Genomic DNA, 18,671 nt, shown 5'->3' with positions numbered 1-18,671 from the left:
TCAATTAATATTCATTAATCTTATTAATACAAGATGCACAAATATTAATGTTAACTATTTAAATTAATATTTAAATTATTTGCTATTCAATATATAATATATTTTTTATTAAAAATAAATTGTTAATTATTTTTTTGATTAAATATAATTATTATAGGTAATTTTATGAAACGTGTTTTTATTATATTGTTAGATTCTTTAGGTATAGGTTATAGTAAAGACGCTTATAAATTTGGCGATAAAGGATCTAACACATTAGGACACATTGCTGAAGTATGTAATAAAAATATAGGTAATATTAATAGAAAAGGTAATTTATATATTCCTAATTTAACATCTTTAGGATTAGGTTTAGCAACTAAACACGCCAGCGGTAAATTTCCTGTAGGTTTAGATAAAAATAAAAAGATAATTGCAAGTTATGGTTATGCTAGTTCTATATCATCGGGCAAAGATACTTGTTCTGGACATTGGGAAATATCAGGTGTGCCAGTTTTATTTGATTGGCATTATTTTAAAAAACGAGAAAATACTTTTCCAAATAAAATTTTAAAAAAAATATTGTTAAAAACTAACATTTTTGGATATTTAGGAAATTGTCATGATTCTGGAACTAATATTATTTATAAATTAGGCGAAGAACATATAAAAACAAAAAAGCCAATTATTTATACATCATCAGATTCTGTTTTTCAAATTGCATGTCATGAAAAAATATTTAGTGTAGAAAAGTTATATAAAATTAGTAATATTATTAGAAAAATATTAAACAAAAGTAAATATAAAATTAATAGAGTAATTGCTAGACCATTTTTAGGTACTAACAGAAATAATTTTTATAGAACTAATAATAGATTAGATATTACAGTTAAACCTCACGGTGATACTGTCATGTACAAATTAATAAAAGAAATAAATGGTAAAGTTGTAGCAATAGGTAAAGTTTCTGATATTTATTCTAATATAGGTATAACAAAAAGTGTTAAATCTTTTGGAATAAAAAATTTATTTTTGCAAACATTAAAATATATAAAAAAATCTTCCAATAATTCAATTGTATTTACCAATTTCGTAGATTTTGATTCTTTATGGGGACATAGACGTGATGTATATGGCTATGCTAAAGGTTTAGAATTATTTGATTCTATGATACCCAAAATGATTAAAATATTAAAATCTAAAGATCTTCTAATATTTTTATCTGATCATGGTTGTGATCCTACATGGTATGGAACAAATCATACTAGAGAATATATTCCTATATTATTATATAGTCGTAATATAAAACCATGTTTTATAGGTCATAGAAAAACTTTTTCTGATATTGCTCAAACTATATCATCTTATTTTGGTTTATCTAAAATGGATTATGGAAAAAGTATTATTTAATTTTTTTTATTATTTTGTATAATATTAATTTAACATAATAATTAAGGAATTTAAGAAAAATATGTATACTCCTCATATAAACGCTAAAATAGGAGAATTCTCAGACACAGTAATTATTTCTGGTGATCCTTTGAGATCTAAATATATAGCAAAAAACTTTTTAAGTAATATACGAGAAATTAATAATACAAGATGTATGTTTGGTTATACTGGAGAATATAAAAATAAATTAGTTTCTGTTATGTCTCATGGTATTGGTATTCCTTCCAGCATATTATATGTGACAGAACTATCAAAATATTATAAAGTAAAAAAAATTATCAGAGTAGGCACATGTGGTTCTACGTCTAAAAATATTAAATTACGTGATATTATTATCGTAACAGGAGCTTCTACAGATTCTATGGTAAACAGAATTAAATTTAATAATTATGATTTTTCTGCAGTAGCTAATTTTGAAATGCTAAATAATATAGTAAGATCATCAGAAATGTTAAATATAAAATGTAAAATTGGAAATATTTTTTCAACTGATTTATTTTATAATGATTCAAAACATTTTTTAAAACTCATGAATAAATATAATATTTTAGGTGTTGACATGGAAACATCTGGAATTTATTCAACAGCAATAGAAATGGGGATGAAAGCAATATCTATATGTACAGTATCTGATATTATAGGTAATGTTAATATAAAAATACCAAGCAAAGATAGAGTTAGTAGCTTTAACGAAATGATAAAAATTGCTTTAGAATCTATTACTATTTAAATATTTTTTTTTATTTTTAAAGGTGAGAGAGGGATTCGAACCCTCGATACCTTTTACAGTATACACATTTTCCAGACGTGTTCTTTAATCCTCTCAGACATCTCACCTAATAAAATATTTTTATTATATTAATTTTTGTAACTTTTTTATTATATTACATAATATTATATATAAAAAAAAATGTAAAGTAATGTAATACTAAATAATATTTATATTTAATAATGAATATTTCTTTGATATATTAACAAATATCTTTAAATACTAAATATTTTTAATAAATTATTATTTAATAATTTATTAAAAATAAATATATTCCAACATTTAATTATGTTGGTTTTTCATTAACTATTATAATATATACGTAAAATGCATATGGCAGAAAAAAGAAACATTTTTCTTATAGGACCAATGGGAGCAGGGAAAAGTACTATAGGACGTCAATTATCTAAATTATTAAACATAGAATTTTATGATTCTGATAGAGAAATTGAAAAAAGAACAGGTGCTGATATTAGTTGGGTTTTCGATGTTGAAGGAGAAAAAGGATTTCGCAATAGAGAAATTAAAATAATAGAAGAATTAACAAAAAAAAAAGGAATAATATTAGCAACAGGAGGAGGATCTGTAGAATCTACAAACAATAGAAATAAGTTATCTGCAAGAGGAATAGTTGTTTATTTAACTACAACAATTGATAAACAATTAGAAAGAACAAAAAGAGATAAAAATAGACCTTTATTATTAAAAGAAAACATTCCTACACGTAAAATTTTTGAAAATTTAGCATTGAAAAGAAATTCTCTATATGAAGAAATATCAGATATTACTATTAGTACTAACAATAATAGTGCAAAATTGGTGTCTAAACAAATTATAAAATTTTTGGAAAAAAATAATTTATAATTATTAATATTTAATATATATATGGTGTTTTGTAATAATGAAAAATATAAAAATAAATTTGAAAAACAGAAGTTACTTAATAAATATTGATTATAAATTATTAAATTTGAATAAAAAATTTTTTTCTATTAAAAGAAAAACTAAAATTATGTTGATTACAAACGTTACTGTTGATAATTTATGGAAAAAAAAAATAATTTGTTTTTTATCTAAATTAAACGCAATTACCAATAAAATTGTACTACCAGATGGAGAAAAGTATAAAAAATTAAAATATGTAAATACTATAATAACTAAATTATTAGAATTATCATATGATAGAAAAAGTATTTTAATAGCTTTAGGAGGAGGAGTTATTGGGGATATTACTGGTTTTGTTGCGTCTATATATCAAAGAGGAATAAATTTTATTCAAATACCAACAACATTATTATCTCAAGTAGATGCTTCTATAGGAGGTAAAACAGGTGTAAATCATATTCTAGGTAAAAATATGATTGGATCTTTTTGGCAACCATCTTGTGTATTAGTAGATTTAGAATTCTTAAATAAATTACCTTACAAAGAATTATTATCAGGTCTTGCAGAAGTTATTAAGTATGCAATAGCTTTTGATGAAAGTTTTTTTTATTGGTTAAAAAAAAATATAGATAAATTAATATCTTTAGATTTTAAATATATGTCTTATTGCATAAAAAAATGTTGTATCATAAAATCTAAAATAATTGAAAATGACGAAAAGGAAAAAAAAGATAGGTTTTTATTAAATTTAGGTCATACTTATGGTCATGCTATAGAATCTTATTTAGGATATGGTAAATGGTTACATGGAGAAGCTGTATCAGCAGGTATTATTATGGCTGCTTATACAGGTGAAGAATTAAATATATTAGAACACAAATATACTAAAAATATTATTAAACTTATAAAAAAAGTTAAATTGCCAATTAAAGGTCCTAATAATATGTATCCAAATGATTATTTAAAATATATGATCAGAGATAAAAAAACATCCTATGATACATTGAGAATGGTTATACCTACCAAAATAGGTGAAGTAAAATTAGTAAACATATCAGACAAAAAAATAATTATTTCAGCTATTAACAAAGCTAAACAACATAATTATTAACATTGTTATTAATATTAATTTAATTATTAAAAATTAATGTTATAATTAATTTTTATTTAATATTATCAACTTAAAAAAAATTGTATATATTTTATATTGGAATTTAAGTATGAAAAATTTTTTATTAGCTCCTTCTATCTTATCTGCTGATTTTGCACGTTTAGGGGAAGAAACTTCTAATGTTTTATTAGCTGGAGGTGATATTATACATTTTGACGTAATGGATAATCATTACGTTCCTAATTTAACAATGGGTCCTATGGTTTTAAAATCTTTGAGAAAATATAACATTACAGCTCCTATAGAAGTTCATCTTATGGTTAAACCAGTTGATAATCTAATACCTTATTTTGCAAAAGCTGGTGCAAGTTTTATTAGTTTTCATCCAGAAGCAACTGAACATATAGATAAAACCATAAATTTAATAAAAAATAACGGATGTAAAGCTGGTCTTGTATTTAACCCATCCACTCCTTTAAATTATTTAGATTATGTTATGGATAAATTAGATTTAATATTGCTAATGTCTGTTAATCCTGGTATGGGAGGTCAAAAATTTATAACTTCTACTCTATCTAAAATAAGAGAAGTACGTCAAAAAATTGATAATAGTATACACAATATATTATTAGAAGTAGATGGAGGCATTAATATTAACAATATTGCTGATATAGCTTTATCAGGAGCAAATATATTTGTTATAGGTTCTGGAATATTTTCTTACAAAAATTATAAAGAAGCTATTACAAATATAAGACATGTTTTAGAAAAAGTACATCATGTTTTTGTTAATTAATATTTATTTAATTGATATTTAATTTTTTTTCAAAGAGTAAATTGATAAATGAAAAATATATATTCTATTATATTTAGTGGTATACAACCAACAGGAAATTTAACGTTAGGAAACTACATAGGTGTTTTACGAGAATGGGTTAAGTTGCAAAATAATAATCAATGTATTTATTGTATAACTGATTTACATGCTATAACAACGATACAAAATAAAAATAATAACTCTTCTTTATATGATAGAGTATTAGATACAATAGCTTTATATTTATCTTGTGGTATTAATCCTGACAAAAGTATTATTTTTGTTCAGTCTCATGTACATGAACATACAGAATTATTTTGGTTGTTAAATTGTTATTCATATTTTGGAGAATTAAAACGTATGATACAATTTAAAAATAAAATAATCACATATCGAAAAAATAACATAAATGCTGGTATTTTAAATTATCCTATTTTAATGGCAGCAGATATATTGTTATATCAATCCAACATTGTTCCTGTAGGACAAGATCAATTACAACATTTAGAATTTACTTGTAATATTGCAAAAAGATTTAATAAGAATTACGGTAAAATATTTACTATACCTACTTATCATACATCTAAGAATGGTTATAAAATTAAATCTTTAGTTGATCCAACTAAAAAAATGTCTAAATCAGATTTTAATAATAATGGATCTATATTTTTACTAGAAGAAGAAAAATCTTTATATTTAAAAATAAAAAAAGCTAAAACTGATTCTGATAACCCACCTATTATTAAATATGATAATAAAAATAAACCTGGAATTTCTAATTTGATAAATATTTTTTCTTGTTTAACTAATAAAAATATAGAAGATATAGAATTAATGTTTAAAAATTCTTCATATAATGATTTTAAACTACAAGTATATAAAGAAATAAATAAACTTATAAAAAATATAAAAATTGATTATTTAAAATATAGAAAAAACGAATTTTTTTTAAAACAAATATTAAAAAATGGTGCAAAAAAGGCTCGATGTATAGCTAAGATAACTATGAAAAAAATATTTGAATGTATGAATATAATTAAATAAATATTATTTTCTTTTTAATTGAATAATAAAAAATAAAAAAAATACTATTAAATATAATAAATTTGAAAATTTTAAAATAGCATATAAACCAAAATTATGTATTATTTTACTAGTAACTACAAGACTTAACATTGATCCAATTGTTCCAAAAGTTAACACTAAATTTACTAATTGTGGAGATAAAAATTTATTTTGCATTGATGCGATAGTAATCATATTACTATAAATTGCACTAGAAAAAAAACCTAAAATCATAACCAAAATTTTTAAATAAATAATATTTTTTATATGAATTATTATATACATTATAATTGTTGATGTACCAATTAAAAAAGTAGTTATTTTATATAAATCAAAATATTTTATTAAAAAACTAAAAAACCACATTCCTATCATATAAGAAAACCAAAAAGTACTAATAATTTTAGCACTATATTGTATTTTAATACCTAATATTTTATTTGTATATTCTGGTATCCATGATATAAAACTTAATTGACCTAATATATATAACAATGCTCCTAACAATATATAAATAATATTAATATTTGATAATTTTATTTGTGTTTTTTTGATTAAACCAAACTTTTTTATAACAGGAAATTTTGTAGTTACAGTTAATATAAAAATTTTTAAATATATAATAGCAATTATTACATAAATCCAATACCATATGATTTTTTTATTTAATAAAAAATTTGTTATTAAAGGAAAAATTATTCCTGAAATACTAAAAAATGAATCAGTTAATAATATTTTTGCAGCTCTTTTTTTATCATTATATAAATATGTTATAAGAAATGTACCTATAGACATAGTTATTCCACTAACTATTCCTAATACAAATAAGCTTAATGAAAATATTTTTATATTATGACATTTAATAATACAAATTATAGATATTAATACTAATATGAAGTTATATATTAGTTGTTTTTTTATTTTTAAATTATTTGTCATCCATGAGTTTAAAAATATAGAACATAATATCCCAGTATTTAAAAAACTAAAAATATTTCCAGCTTTATATAAAGGTATTTGGAAATATTCAGACACTTGATTTATAATTATACCTGTAACAATAACTAAAGCTCCAGTAAAAGCATAAGATAAAAAACTAATAAAAGTTAGTGAATTTTTTTTATTAATTATCATTTTATTTATTCCAAAATATAAATTTTCATTTTTATTTGTTTAAATATTTTTTATATTATAGTTTTATAAAAAAATTAATATTATATTCAAATATTTTTTGATATAAATTAAATTATAACATGCAAAATATTAATGTACATAAGATATTTTTATATAATTTTTTATTTTTTTATATATGTGATTTTTATAACAATTTAATATTTGATTTTATATTTATATTCCAATATAATTAATTTAATAAAAATAATTTAACTGTATATTAAAAAGAGATTTTTTTTGCATACATTTTCTATAATAGTTTCTGGTCCTCCATATGGAACACAAAATTCTAGTACAGCTTTCTTATTTGCAAAAACTTTATTATCATCTAAAAACAAAATATATGGAGTGTTTTTTTTTGCAGATGGTGTTCAAAATTCTAACTTTTTTGTAAAATCATCAAATGATGAATATAATTTAGTTAATAAATGGTATAAGTTAAGTAATAAATTTGGTTTTAAATTAAATGTTTGTGCTTCGGCATGTATGAGAAGAGGTATATTATCTTATCTCGATAACAAAAAAAAGAAAAATATAAATAATTTTCATCATGGTTTTAAATTTATAGGATCGATGGCATTGTCTTTTTTTATAATAAATTCTGATCGTATAATACAATTTTAAAAAATGAAATCTATAGCTTTTATATTTAAAAAAATACCTCACGGAAATAGCATGAGTAGAGAAGGTTTAGATATTGTTTTATCCATCACTTGTGCTATAAAAAATATTTCTTTATTTTTTATAGGTGATGGAGTATTCCAATTAATAAAACATCAAAAACCAAATCATATTTTATCGAAAAATTATTGTTCTGCATTTAAAATATTATCGTTATATGACATCAAAAACTTTTTTGTTTGTTTAAATTCTTTAAAAATTAGAGGAATTAGTACTTGCAAAAAAAATTTTTTTTTAAATGTTAATATTTTAAACAACAAAGATTTATTAAATAAATTAAATAATTATAATAACATAATAACTTTTTAAGTAAAATCAATAATGTTACATATTTTGATTAAATCACCTTTTGATACTGATATAAATTTGTTGTTGAGTATGATTAGAATTTCTGATGATTTATTATTTTTGCAAGATAGTGTTATATCTGTTATTAAAAATAATATTTTTTTAGAAAAATTTTTAAAATGTCCAGCTAAATTATATGTATTAAAAAATGACGTTTATGCTAGAGGAATTAAAAATAAAATATCAAAAAAAATAAAATTAATTAATTATTACGAATTTGTTAAATTAACAATAAAACATTCAAAATCAATTTCTTGGTAAAATTATTTTTTGATTTGTTGAAATTATTTGGAGTAATGATGTCTACTATAAATCAATTAGTTAGAAAGTCTAGAATCAAAAAAAAATCTAAAAGTAATGTTCCTGCTTTAGGATCATGTCCTCAAAAAAGAGGAGTATGCATAAGAGTATATACTACTACTCCTAAAAAACCAAATTCTGCTTTACGTAAAGTTTGTCGTGTAAGATTAACTAATGGTTTTGAAGTTACCGCTTATATAGGAGGAGAAGGTCATAACTTACAAGAGCATTCAGTTATTTTGATAAGAGGAGGTAGAGTTAAAGATTTACCTGGTGTTAGATATCATGTAGTTAGAGGTGCTTTAGATTGTGCTGGTGTAAAAGATCGAAAAAGATCTAGATCTAAATATGGAGTTAAAAAAAATAAAAAATAGTTTTTAAAATATTTAATATTTAAAATAACATTACATATTTTTAATATTAAACTAATTATAAAGGATTTAATATGCCACGTCGTCATGTTATAGGTAGTCGTAAAATATTAAAAGATCCAAAATTTTCTTCCAAATTATTAGCTAAGTTTATAAATATTTTAATGGTTGATGGGAAGAAATCTATTGCTGAAAAAATAGTTTATTATGCTTTAATTAATTTATCTAAAAAAACTAAAAAAAATGAGTTAGAATCTTTTAAACATGCTTTAGAAAATGTAAAACCTACTGTAGAAGTAAAATCTAGAAGAGTTGGTGGGTCTACTTATCAAGTTCCTGTTGAAGTTAGAATGGTTAGAAGAAACGCATTAGCTATGCGATGGATCGTATCTTCAGCAAGAAAAAGATCAGATAAATCTATGTCTATAAGATTAACAAATGAACTATTAGATGCATTAAATAATAAAGGTAATGCTGTTAAAAAAAAAGAAGAAGTTCATCGTATGGCTGAAGCTAATAAAGCTTTTGCACATTATAGATGGTGATTATTTTTTTTAGCACAATATAATTAAAACAACGTACACATCTTGTTATATTAAATGTAAGGATTTAAATGTCTCGTACAACACCTATTATACACTATAGAAATATAGGTATAAGTGCTCATATAGATGCTGGAAAAACAACTACAACTGAAAGAATTTTATTTTATACTGGAGTAAATCATAAAATAGGTGAAGTTCATGATGGTGCTGCCACTATGGATTGGATGGCTCAAGAACAAGAAAGAGGTATAACTATTACTTCTGCATCTACTACAACTTTTTGGTCTGGAATGTTTAAACAATTTCCGTCACATCGAATTAATATTATTGATACGCCAGGTCATGTAGATTTTACTATAGAAGTAGAAAGATCCATGAGAGTTTTAGATGGTGTAGTTATGGTTTATTGTGCTGTTGGTGGTGTTCAACCTCAATCAGAAACTGTATGGAGACAAGCTAATAAATATAAAGTTCCTAGAATAGCATTTGTGAATAAAATGGACAGAATGGGTGCAAATTTTTTTAAAGTTTTAAAACAAATTAAAAGTAAACTTGGATCTATACCTGTACCAATTCAGATACCTATGGGTAAGGAAAATAATTTTAAAGGAATAATAGATTTATTAACTATGAAAGCAATTCAATGGTCTGAAAAAGATAATGGTATTACATTTACATATACAAAAATACCAGAAAAATTTTTAGAAATTTCAAAAAAATGGAATCAAAAATTAATTGAATATGCTGCTGAATTTGATGAAGTGCTTACAGAAAAATATTTAAATGGAAAAAAAATAACAAAAAAAGAAATTAAATTATCTTTAAGAAATAGTTCTTTAAACAATAGAATTGTTTTAGTAACTTGTGGTTCAGCTTTCAAAAACAAAGGAATTCAGTCATTATTAGATGCAATCATTGATTATTTACCATCTCCTATAGATGTACAATCTGTAAAAGGACATAATAAATTAAAAAGTAAATCTTTTGTATATCGTGCTACTTCTGATGAAGAACATTTTTCAGCTTTAGCTTTTAAAATATCTACAGATCCATTTGTTGGAAATCTTACTTTTTTTAGAGTTTATTCAGGAATAGTTAAATCAGGAGACACAATATTAAATCCAATAAAGTACAATAAAGAAAGAATTGGTAGAATAGTACAAATGCATGCTAATAAAAAAGAAGAAATAAAAGAAGTAAGAGCTGGAGATATTGCTGCAGCAATAGGTTTAAAAAACGTTACTACTGGAGACACATTATGTAGTGTTTCTAATCCTATAATTTTAGAAAAAATAGAGTTTCCAGAACCAGTTATTTCTATTGCTGTTGAACCAAAAACTAAAGTTGATCAAGAAAAAATGGGTATTGCATTAATTAGATTAGCAAAAGAAGATCCTTCATTTAAAGTTTCAACAGATAAAGAATCTAATCAAACCATTATATCAGGCATGGGTGAATTACATTTAGAAATTATTATTGATAGAATGAAAAGAGAATTTGGAGTAGATTCAAATATAGGTAATCCTCAAGTATCTTATAGAGAAACAATTAGAAATAGAGTTAATGATATTGAAGGTAAACACATCAAACAATCTGGAGGAAGAGGACAATATGGTCATGTATTAATTGATATGTTTCCTATAGAACCAGATAATGAAAGTTATATTTTTTTAAATGAAATAAAAGGAGGTGTAATACCTGGAGAATACATATCTGCTATTGATAAAGGTTTTAAAGATCAATTAAAATCTGGTCCGCTAGCTGGTTATCCTGTTGTTAATATTGGTATAAGATTGCACTTTGGTTCATATCATGATGTTGACTCATCTGAAATAGCTTTTAAATTAGCAGCTTCAATAGCATTCAAAAAAGCTTTTAAAATAGCCAATCCTACGATATTAGAACCAATAATGAAAGTTGAAGTAGAAACCCCAGAAGAATATATGGGAGATGTAATAGGTGATTTAAATCGTCGAAGAGGTATTATTACAGGAATGGAAAATTCCTTACATATAGGTAGAATAGTTACTGCTTCTGTTCCTTTATCTGAAATGTTTGGTTATGCTACTAATTTAAGATCTCAAACTCAAGGAAGAGCTTCTTATTCTATGGAATTTTCAAAATATAATGAAGCTCCTAATAATATTTCAAAGAATATCATAGAATCTCGAATAAAATAAAACACATTTATAATTAAGGAAATAATTTATGTCTAAAAAAAAATTTGAACGTTTAAAACCTCATATTAATGTTGGTACTATAGGACATGTTGATCATGGTAAAACTACTTTAACATCTGCTATTACAACGGTTCTTTCTAAAAAATATGGTGGTTCAGCTTTTGCTTTCGATCAAATAGATAATGCTCCAGAAGAAAAAGAAAGGGGTATCACTATTAATACATCTCATGTTGAATATGATACTCTATCTAGACATTATGCTCACGTTGATTGTCCTGGTCATGCTGATTATATCAAAAATATGATAACAGGAGCTGCTCAAATGGATGGTGCTATTTTAGTTGTAGCAGCTACAGATGGTCCTATGCCTCAAACAAGAGAGCATATTTTATTAGCTAGGCAAGTAGGAGTTCCATATATAATTGTTTTTTTAAATAAATGTGATATGGTTGATGATGAAGAGTTATTAGAATTAGTTGAAATGGAAGTCAGAGATTTATTAACACAATATGATTTTCCAGGAGATAAAACTCCTATAATAAGAGGTTCAGCTTTAAAAGCTTTAGATAATGAAGCATCTTGGGAATCAAAAATTATTGATTTATCAAATTGTTTAGATAAATATATTCCTACACCTGTAAGAGCTATTGATCAACCTTTTTTATTACCTATAGAAGATGTATTTTCTATCTCTGGTAGAGGTACGGTTGTAACTGGTCGTGTAGAAAGTGGAGTAATTAAATTAGGTGAAGAAGTAGAAATTGTTGGTATTAAAAAAACAACAAAAACTACTTGTACTGGTGTTGAAATGTTTAGAAAATTATTAGATGAAGGTAGAGCTGGTGAAAACGTAGGTATTTTATTAAGAGGTATTAAAAGAGAGGATATAGAAAGAGGTCAAGTATTATCAAAACCAGGAACTATTAATCCTCATTTAAAATTTGATGCTGAAGTATATGTATTATCTAAAGAAGAAGGTGGTAGACATACTCCTTTTTTTAAAGGATATAAACCTCAATTTTATTTTCGTACTACAGATGTTACTGGTTCTATAGAGTTACCAGAAAACGTTGAAATGGTTATGCCTGGTGATAATATTAAAATGACAGTAAATTTAATTCATCCTATAGCTATGTCAAATGGATTGAGATTTGCTATTAGAGAAGGTGGTCGTACCGTTGGAGCTGGTATAGTAACTAAAGTAATTAATTAATTATTTTTTATATTAAAATTATCTTATTAAATAGCACTATAAAAGTGCTATTTTGTAAAATTTTAATATGTATTTTTTTTTAATATATTTAATTTAATTTCGTTTAAATATATTTAATAATATATATATATTAACTAAATAATTAATTATTTTATTTTTTTATTTTTTAACATGTTAATAAAACTATTTTTATTGAAAATTAATCAATTTTGATTTTATTTTTTAATGAATTTTTTTCATTTTACATAATTGGAGTTCTGGGATATGCAGAACCAAAGGATTAGAATTAATCTTAAAGCTTTTGACCATCGTTTAATTGATCAGTCAACTACTGAAATAGTAGATACAGCTAAAAGAACTGGAGCTCAAGTTAGAGGTCCAATTCCGTTACCAACAAAAACAGAAAAATTTACAATATTAATTTCTCCACACGTTAACAAAGATGCTAGAGATCAATATGAAATACGTACTCATAAACGTATTATAGATATTGTAAAACCTACAGAAAAAACAGTAGATGCATTAATGCGGTTAGATTTAGCAGCTGGTGTAGATGTACAAATTAGTTTAGGTTAAATTGCTAAAAGGGTTTTTAACATGATTGGTTTAGTTGGTAAAAAAATAGGAATGACACGTATTTTTAATAAAAAAGGAATTTCTATTCCTGTTACTGTAATACAAATATTTAAAAATAGAGTAGTTCAAGTAAAAAATACTCCACAAAATGTTTGTAATACTATTCAAATTACAACTAGTAGTATCAAGAAAAACAAAAAGATTAATAAATCTATTATTGGTCATTATAAAAAACACGGAGTTACACCTGGTATAGGATTATGGGAGTTTAAAAACTTAGATAATACAAAATTTTATGAAGGTCAAAATATAGGTGTTGATATATTTAATGATATTAACAAAGTAGATATTACAGGAATTTCGAAAGGTAAAGGTTTTGCTGGAACTGTAAAAAGATGGAATTTTAGTATGCAAGATGCTAGCCATGGTAATTCTTTATCTCATCGAGCTCCTGGTTCTATAGGTCAAAATCAAACTCCAGGAAGAGTTTTTAAAGGAAAAAAAATGTCTGGTCATCTAGGAAATCATAAAGTAACTATACAAAATCTTAAGATTGTAAAAATAAATATAAAAAAAGAACTTATTATTATTAAAGGTTCAATACCTGGATTTTGTGGTAATAATGTTATTATTAGACAATCTGTCAAAAATATATAGGAATATAATTTATGGAATTAAAATTATTAGATTTAACTAATAAAAATATTAAGTTATCTAAATATGTTTTTGGTTGCAATTTTAATAGTTCTTTAATACACCAAGTTATCACAACATATATCAATTCTGGTCGTCAAGGAACTAAATCTCAAAAAAATAGAAGTGAAGTAAAAGGTTCAGGTAAAAAACCTTGGAGGCAAAAAGGAACTGGTAAAGCTAGAGCTGGTTCTTTTCAAAGCCCTATATGGCGTTCAGGAGGAGTAACTTTTGCTGCTAGAAATAAAAACTATGTAAGAAAAATAAATAAAAAAATGTATAAAAAAACATTAAAGATAATTTTTTCTGAATTAGTGCGTAAAAATAGGTTAATAATTTTTAATAAATTTACAATTAATTATCCAAAAACAAAAATTTTAATTAAAAAATTAAGTTTTTTTAATATTAATAATGCTTTAATTATAACAGAATTTCTAGATAATAATTTACTTTTAGCTGCTAGAAATTTATATAATATTGATGTTGTATCTGTTTTTTGTATTAACCCAGTTAATCTGATAAAGTTTAAAAAAGTAGTTATTACTACAAATGCGTTAAAAAAAATTGAGGATAAATTATCATGATTAATAAAGAAAAATCTTTTGATATATTATTTGGATCTCATATTTCAGAAAAATCATCAATTATTATGAAAAAGTCTAATGTTTTGACAATAAAAGTTAAAAGAAAATGTACGAAAGATCAAATAAAAAAATCTATTAAAAAAATATTTAATGTAAATGTTATAAAAATAAATACTTTAATTGTTAAAAAAAAATTAACAAATAACAAAAATAAACGTACAAAGTATAGTAAATGGAAAAAAGCTTATATTACTTTATCAAAAAATCAAAACAAAGATTTTATGAATATTACAAATTAATTAATATTAGGAATATAATATAAATTATGACGATTATAAAATGCAAGCCTACTTCTCCTGGACGTAGACATGTAATAAAATTATCAAATAAAAAATTATATAAAGGTCCACCATTTTCATCTTTAGTTAAAAGAAACAATAAAACTGGCGGTAGAAATAACAAAGGTCGTATAACTACTCGTCATATTGGTAAAAGACATAAAAGACTATATAGAATTATTGATTTTAAAAGAAACATAGATAATGTCAATGCTATTGTAGAAAGAATAGAATATGACCCAAATCGTTCGGCAAATATTGCTTTAATATTATATAAGAATGGATTAAGAAATTATATTTTAGCACCTAAAGATATAAAAATTGGAGATAAAATTATATCAGGTAATAATGTTCCAATAAAAATTGGTAATGCTTTACCTATGAAAAAAATACCTGTGGGAACAACAGTTCATAATATAGAAATAAAACCAGGAAAAGGAGGTCAAATAGCTCGATCAGCAGGTAGTTATGTACAAATAATTTCTAATGAAAAAAAATATGTAACATTAAGATTGAGATCAGGAGAAATAAGAAAAATAGCATCTTCTTGCAGAGCAACTATTGGTGAAATAGGAAATGCTAAACATATGTTGATTGTATTAGGAAAGGCTGGAGCTTCAAGATGGAGAGGGATTAGACCTACAGTAAGAGGTACAGCTATGAATCCAATTGATCATCCTCATGGTGGTGGTGAAGGTAGAAACTTTGGTAAACATCCAGTATCTCCTTGGGGTTTGAAAACTAAGGGTAAAAAAACACGTAAAAATAAAAGAACAGAAAAATTTATTATACGTCATCGTAAACATTAATTATTTATTTTTGGAGAAAAAATATGCCTAGATCTCTTAAAAAAGGTCCTTATATAGATCTTAGCTTATTAAAAAAAATAACTAAAGCTTTAAAAACAAAAGATAGAAAACCTATAAAAACTTGGTCTCGAAGATCTACTATTATCCCTAATATGATTGGGTTAACAATATCTGTTCATAATGGTAAACATCATATACCTATATTTATCACTGATGAAATGGTTGGTCATAAATTGGGAGAATTTGCTATTACCAGAACATATAGAAGTCATTCAATTGATAAAAAGGTTAATAAAAAATAAAATAAAAAATAATAAGGTTTAAAAAATTATATGGAATCTATAGCAACATACATAAGGGCAAAATCTTCTGCTCAAAAAATACGTTTATTAGCTAATATAATAAGAGGTAAAAAAATAGAAGATGCTTTAAAAATTTTAAACAATTCCAATAAGAAATCAGCTGTATTAATTAAAAAAGTATTAGAATCAGCAATAGCTAATGCTGAACATAATAATGGAATGGATATAGATACATTAAAAATTTCTAAAATATTTGTTAATGAAGGACCTTCTATGAAAAGAACCATGCCTCGCTCTAAAGGCAGAGCTGATAGAATTTTAAAACGTACTAGTCATATAACTGTAGTTGTTTCATAGTAGTAAAAATTATATATGGAGAATATTATTAATGGGTCAAAAAGTACATCCACATGGTATGAGAATAGGTATTATTAAATCATGGGATTCTATTTGGTTTGCAAATACTAAAAATTTTGCAAACTATTTAAACAGTGATTTTAAAGTAAGAAATTTTTTAAAAAAAAAATTATCTAAAGCTTCTGTATCAAGAATTGTTATTGAAAGACCATCAAAAAGTATAAGAGTTACTATATATACTTCTAGACCTGGTATTGTAATAGGTAAAAAAGGAGAAGATGTAGAAAAATTAAGATTATCTGTATCTAAAATCACTGGTGTAACAACTCAAATAAATATTTTTGAAATAAGAAAACCAGAATTAGACGCAAAATTAGTTTCAGATAATATCAAATCACAATTAGAACGTAGAATAATGTTTAGAAGAGCTATGAAAAGAGCTGTGCAAAATGCTATGAGACATGGAGCTTTGGGAATAAAAGTGGAAGTAAGTGGAAGATTGGGAGGATCTGAAATAGCACGTAATGAATGGTATAGGGAAGGTAGAGTTCCTTTACATACTTTAAGAGCTAATATAGAATATAGTACTTCAAAAGCAAAAACTACTTATGGAATAATTGGAGTAAAAGTATGGATATTTAAAGGTGAAATATTGGATGGTATGTCTTCGGTAATTAATAATTTAGAAAAACCTTTCATACATTCCAAAAGATATCAAAGAAATAATAGAAAATTAAGAGAATATTAATTATGTTACAACCAAAAAAAACTAAATTTAGAAAAATGCATAAAGGACGTAACCGTGGTTTAGCTTCTGTCGGTACTAAAGTAATTTTTGGATCTTTTGGTTTAAAAGCTATAGATAGAGGAAGATTAACTTCTCGTCAAATCGAATCTGCTCGTAGAGTTATATCTAGATTTATTAAACGTCAAGGTAAAATATGGATAAGAATATTTCCTGACAAACCTATTACACAAAAACCTTTAGAAGTACGTATGGGTAAAGGTAAAGGAAATGTTGAATATTGGGTTTCTTTAATACAACCTGGAAAAATTTTATATGAAATAGATGGTATATCAGAAATGTCATCTCGTGAAGCTTTTAAAAAAGCTTCATCTAAATTACCTATTAGAACTTTATTTGTAGTTAGAAAATATGAAAAAAAACAAAATTAATGATAAAAATTATGAACTTATTAATACAAAATTGAAAAAATTATTAAGAGAAAAATTTAATTTAAAAATTCAACACAATGCTAGAAAATTAGAAAAAACTCATTTATTAAAAACAGTTCGTCGAAAAATTGCTAGATTAAAAACTTTTTTGCATAAAAATAATTAGGTGTTTATACATAATGATTAAAAAAAAAACTTTAAAAGGTAAAATAATTAGTAATAAAATGCATAAAACATCAGTAGTTGCTATATCTAGATTTATCAAACATCCTATATATAGTAAATTTATAAAAAAAACTACTAAATTACATATTCATGACGAGAAAAATGAATGTTTAAAAGGTGATATTGTAGAAATTTGCGAATGTCGTCCGATGTCCAAAAAAAAATCATGGAAATTAGTTAAAATATTGAAAAGATAAAATAGTTATTAATTATGTTATATATTATCATTTTATAATATAAAACAAACAGATCTATTAGCTGTTTGTTTTTATATCGTTACATATTAAGTAATGTTATAATAATTTTCATTAATTAAATTAAAAATTGAGTTAAAAATATGATACAAGAACAAACTATATTAAATATTGCTGATAATTCTGGAGCTAGAAGTGCAATGTGTATCAAAGTATTAGGTGGCTCTCGTCGTAGATATGCATATATTGGAGATATAATTAAAATTGCTGTTAAAGAAGCAATACCTAGAAGTAAAGTAAAAAAAGGAGATGTTTTAAAAGCTGTCATAGTAAGAAGTAAAAAAGGAGTAAAAAGAAATGATGGATCATTAATACGTTTTGATACCAATGCATGTGTTTTATTAAATAATAATGAACAACCCATAGGAACTCGTATTTTTGGCCCTGTAACTAGAGAATTAAGAATAGATAAATTTATGCGTATTGTATCTTTAGCCCCAGAAGTATTATAGTACTAATACAGGTGAA

26 protein-coding genes and 1 tRNA gene are annotated in these 18,671 nt (G+C 24.0%); 25 read left to right on the top strand and 2 right to left on the bottom strand.

Features of this window, described 5'->3' with window-relative positions; all coding sequences use genetic code 11:
• Nucleotides 1-165 precede the first annotated feature (165 nt).
• Nucleotides 166-1,389 (top strand): phosphopentomutase, encoded by a 1,224-nt coding sequence (locus RJX39_RS01985; protein ID WP_343192562.1) that lies wholly within the window; start codon nt 166-168, stop codon nt 1,387-1,389.
• A 61-nt stretch (nt 1,390-1,450) separates the two neighbouring features.
• The gene (gene deoD, locus RJX39_RS01980) at nt 1,451-2,161 is read left to right on the top strand and encodes a purine-nucleoside phosphorylase (RefSeq protein WP_343192561.1); all 711 of its coding nucleotides are present in this window, start codon (nt 1,451-1,453) and stop codon (nt 2,159-2,161) included.
• Between the two features lie 20 nt (nt 2,162-2,181).
• Here the strand turns inward: deoD and RJX39_RS01975 are convergent.
• Nucleotides 2,182-2,268: transfer RNA gene (locus RJX39_RS01975), tRNA-Ser, on the bottom strand.
• 265 nt (nt 2,269-2,533) lie between these two features.
• Between RJX39_RS01975 and aroK the strand changes: the two genes are divergently transcribed.
• The 4 genes from aroK to trpS all read left to right on the top strand — a co-directional run bounded on the left by aroK (nt 2,534) and on the right by trpS (nt 6,057).
• Nucleotides 2,534-3,064, top strand: coding sequence for a shikimate kinase AroK (aroK, locus tag RJX39_RS01970; RefSeq protein WP_343192560.1), 531 nt, complete (start codon nt 2,534-2,536; stop codon nt 3,062-3,064).
• 37 nt (nt 3,065-3,101) lie between these two features.
• Nucleotides 3,102-4,196, top strand: a complete 1,095-nt coding sequence (gene aroB, locus RJX39_RS01965) for a 3-dehydroquinate synthase (RefSeq protein WP_343192559.1) — start codon at nt 3,102-3,104, stop codon at nt 4,194-4,196.
• A 109-nt stretch (nt 4,197-4,305) separates the two neighbouring features.
• Entirely contained in the window at nt 4,306-4,992 is a 687-nt protein-coding gene (gene rpe / locus RJX39_RS01960; RefSeq protein WP_343192558.1) for a ribulose-phosphate 3-epimerase, read from the top strand.
• 48 nt (nt 4,993-5,040) lie between these two features.
• On the top strand, nt 5,041-6,057 hold the full coding sequence (trpS, locus tag RJX39_RS01955) for a tryptophan--tRNA ligase (protein WP_343192557.1): 1,017 nt from the start codon (nt 5,041-5,043) through the stop codon (nt 6,055-6,057).
• 3 nt (nt 6,058-6,060) lie between these two features.
• Here the strand turns inward: trpS and tsgA are convergent, their stop codons facing one another.
• The gene (gene tsgA, locus RJX39_RS01950) at nt 6,061-7,212 is read right to left on the bottom strand and encodes an MFS transporter TsgA (RefSeq protein WP_343192556.1); all 1,152 of its coding nucleotides are present in this window, start codon (nt 7,210-7,212) and stop codon (nt 6,061-6,063) included.
• A 276-nt stretch (nt 7,213-7,488) separates the two neighbouring features.
• Between tsgA and tusD the strand changes: the two genes are divergently transcribed.
• The 19 genes from tusD to rplN all read left to right on the top strand — a co-directional run bounded on the left by tusD (nt 7,489) and on the right by rplN (nt 18,655).
• Nucleotides 7,489-7,875 (top strand): sulfurtransferase complex subunit TusD, encoded by a 387-nt coding sequence (gene tusD, locus RJX39_RS01945; RefSeq protein ID WP_343192555.1) that lies wholly within the window; start codon nt 7,489-7,491, stop codon nt 7,873-7,875.
• 3 nt (nt 7,876-7,878) lie between these two features.
• Complete coding sequence (gene tusC, locus RJX39_RS01940) at nt 7,879-8,241, top strand: sulfurtransferase complex subunit TusC (protein ID WP_343192554.1); 363 nt, start codon at nt 7,879-7,881, stop codon at nt 8,239-8,241.
• A 12-nt stretch (nt 8,242-8,253) separates the two neighbouring features.
• A complete protein-coding gene (gene tusB / locus RJX39_RS01935; protein WP_343192553.1) occupies nt 8,254-8,541 on the top strand; it encodes a sulfurtransferase complex subunit TusB in 288 nt (95 codons plus the stop codon).
• 38 nt (nt 8,542-8,579) lie between these two features.
• Complete coding sequence (gene rpsL, locus RJX39_RS01930) at nt 8,580-8,954, top strand: 30S ribosomal protein S12 (protein WP_343192551.1); 375 nt, start codon at nt 8,580-8,582, stop codon at nt 8,952-8,954.
• Between the two features lie 71 nt (nt 8,955-9,025).
• Complete coding sequence (gene rpsG, locus RJX39_RS01925) at nt 9,026-9,496, top strand: 30S ribosomal protein S7 (protein WP_343192550.1); 471 nt, start codon at nt 9,026-9,028, stop codon at nt 9,494-9,496.
• Between the two features lie 68 nt (nt 9,497-9,564).
• On the top strand, nt 9,565-11,676 hold the full coding sequence (fusA, locus tag RJX39_RS01920; RefSeq protein WP_343192549.1) for an elongation factor G: 2,112 nt from the start codon (nt 9,565-9,567) through the stop codon (nt 11,674-11,676).
• Nucleotides 11,677-11,704: 28 nt separating this feature from the next.
• Nucleotides 11,705-12,889: an elongation factor Tu gene (tuf, locus tag RJX39_RS01915; RefSeq protein WP_343192548.1), complete on the top strand. Its 1,185-nt coding sequence runs from the start codon at nt 11,705-11,707 to the stop codon at nt 12,887-12,889.
• Nucleotides 12,890-13,153: 264 nt separating this feature from the next.
• On the top strand, nt 13,154-13,465 hold the full coding sequence (rpsJ, locus tag RJX39_RS01910) for a 30S ribosomal protein S10 (RefSeq protein WP_343192547.1): 312 nt from the start codon (nt 13,154-13,156) through the stop codon (nt 13,463-13,465).
• A 21-nt stretch (nt 13,466-13,486) separates the two neighbouring features.
• A complete protein-coding gene (gene rplC, locus RJX39_RS01905; RefSeq protein ID WP_343192546.1) occupies nt 13,487-14,122 on the top strand; it encodes a 50S ribosomal protein L3 in 636 nt (211 codons plus the stop codon).
• A gap of 11 nt (nt 14,123-14,133) precedes the next feature.
• Entirely contained in the window at nt 14,134-14,742 is a 609-nt protein-coding gene (gene rplD, locus RJX39_RS01900; RefSeq protein WP_343192545.1) for a 50S ribosomal protein L4, read from the top strand.
• Entirely contained in the window at nt 14,739-15,041 is a 303-nt protein-coding gene (locus RJX39_RS01895) for a 50S ribosomal protein L23 (RefSeq protein ID WP_343192544.1), read from the top strand. The genes rplD and RJX39_RS01895 overlap by 4 nt, the downstream gene beginning before the upstream one ends.
• Nucleotides 15,042-15,067: 26 nt before the next feature.
• Nucleotides 15,068-15,889 carry a 50S ribosomal protein L2 gene (rplB, locus tag RJX39_RS01890; RefSeq protein ID WP_343192543.1) on the top strand — a complete coding sequence of 274 codons (822 nt, stop codon included), beginning with the start codon at nt 15,068-15,070 and terminating at the stop codon, nt 15,887-15,889.
• A gap of 23 nt (nt 15,890-15,912) precedes the next feature.
• Nucleotides 15,913-16,191, top strand: a complete 279-nt coding sequence (rpsS, locus tag RJX39_RS01885) for a 30S ribosomal protein S19 (protein WP_343192542.1) — start codon at nt 15,913-15,915, stop codon at nt 16,189-16,191.
• A 30-nt stretch (nt 16,192-16,221) separates the two neighbouring features.
• A complete protein-coding gene (gene rplV / locus RJX39_RS01880; RefSeq protein WP_343192541.1) occupies nt 16,222-16,548 on the top strand; it encodes a 50S ribosomal protein L22 in 327 nt (108 codons plus the stop codon).
• 31 nt (nt 16,549-16,579) lie between these two features.
• Complete coding sequence (gene rpsC, locus RJX39_RS01875) at nt 16,580-17,296, top strand: 30S ribosomal protein S3 (RefSeq protein ID WP_343192540.1); 717 nt, start codon at nt 16,580-16,582, stop codon at nt 17,294-17,296.
• Nucleotides 17,297-17,298: 2 nt separating this feature from the next.
• The gene (gene rplP / locus RJX39_RS01870) at nt 17,299-17,724 is read left to right on the top strand and encodes a 50S ribosomal protein L16 (RefSeq protein WP_343192539.1); all 426 of its coding nucleotides are present in this window, start codon (nt 17,299-17,301) and stop codon (nt 17,722-17,724) included.
• Nucleotides 17,705-17,890 carry a 50S ribosomal protein L29 gene (rpmC, locus tag RJX39_RS01865; protein WP_343192538.1) on the top strand — a complete coding sequence of 62 codons (186 nt, stop codon included), beginning with the start codon at nt 17,705-17,707 and terminating at the stop codon, nt 17,888-17,890. The genes rplP and rpmC overlap by 20 nt, the downstream gene beginning before the upstream one ends.
• A gap of 10 nt (nt 17,891-17,900) precedes the next feature.
• The gene (rpsQ, locus tag RJX39_RS01860; protein WP_343192819.1) at nt 17,901-18,146 is read left to right on the top strand and encodes a 30S ribosomal protein S17; all 246 of its coding nucleotides are present in this window, start codon (nt 17,901-17,903) and stop codon (nt 18,144-18,146) included.
• A gap of 140 nt (nt 18,147-18,286) precedes the next feature.
• A complete protein-coding gene (rplN, locus tag RJX39_RS01855; protein WP_343192537.1) occupies nt 18,287-18,655 on the top strand; it encodes a 50S ribosomal protein L14 in 369 nt (122 codons plus the stop codon).
• The last annotated feature ends 16 nt before the right edge of the window (nt 18,656-18,671 follow it).

Origin of the sequence: Buchnera aphidicola (Taiwanaphis decaspermi), from assembly GCF_039405155.1 — a bacterium.
In the GTDB taxonomy this organism is placed as follows: domain Bacteria; phylum Pseudomonadota; class Gammaproteobacteria; order Enterobacterales; family Enterobacteriaceae; genus Buchnera_M; species Buchnera_M aphidicola_B.
This window is presented reverse-complemented; position numbering and strand designations above follow the sequence as displayed.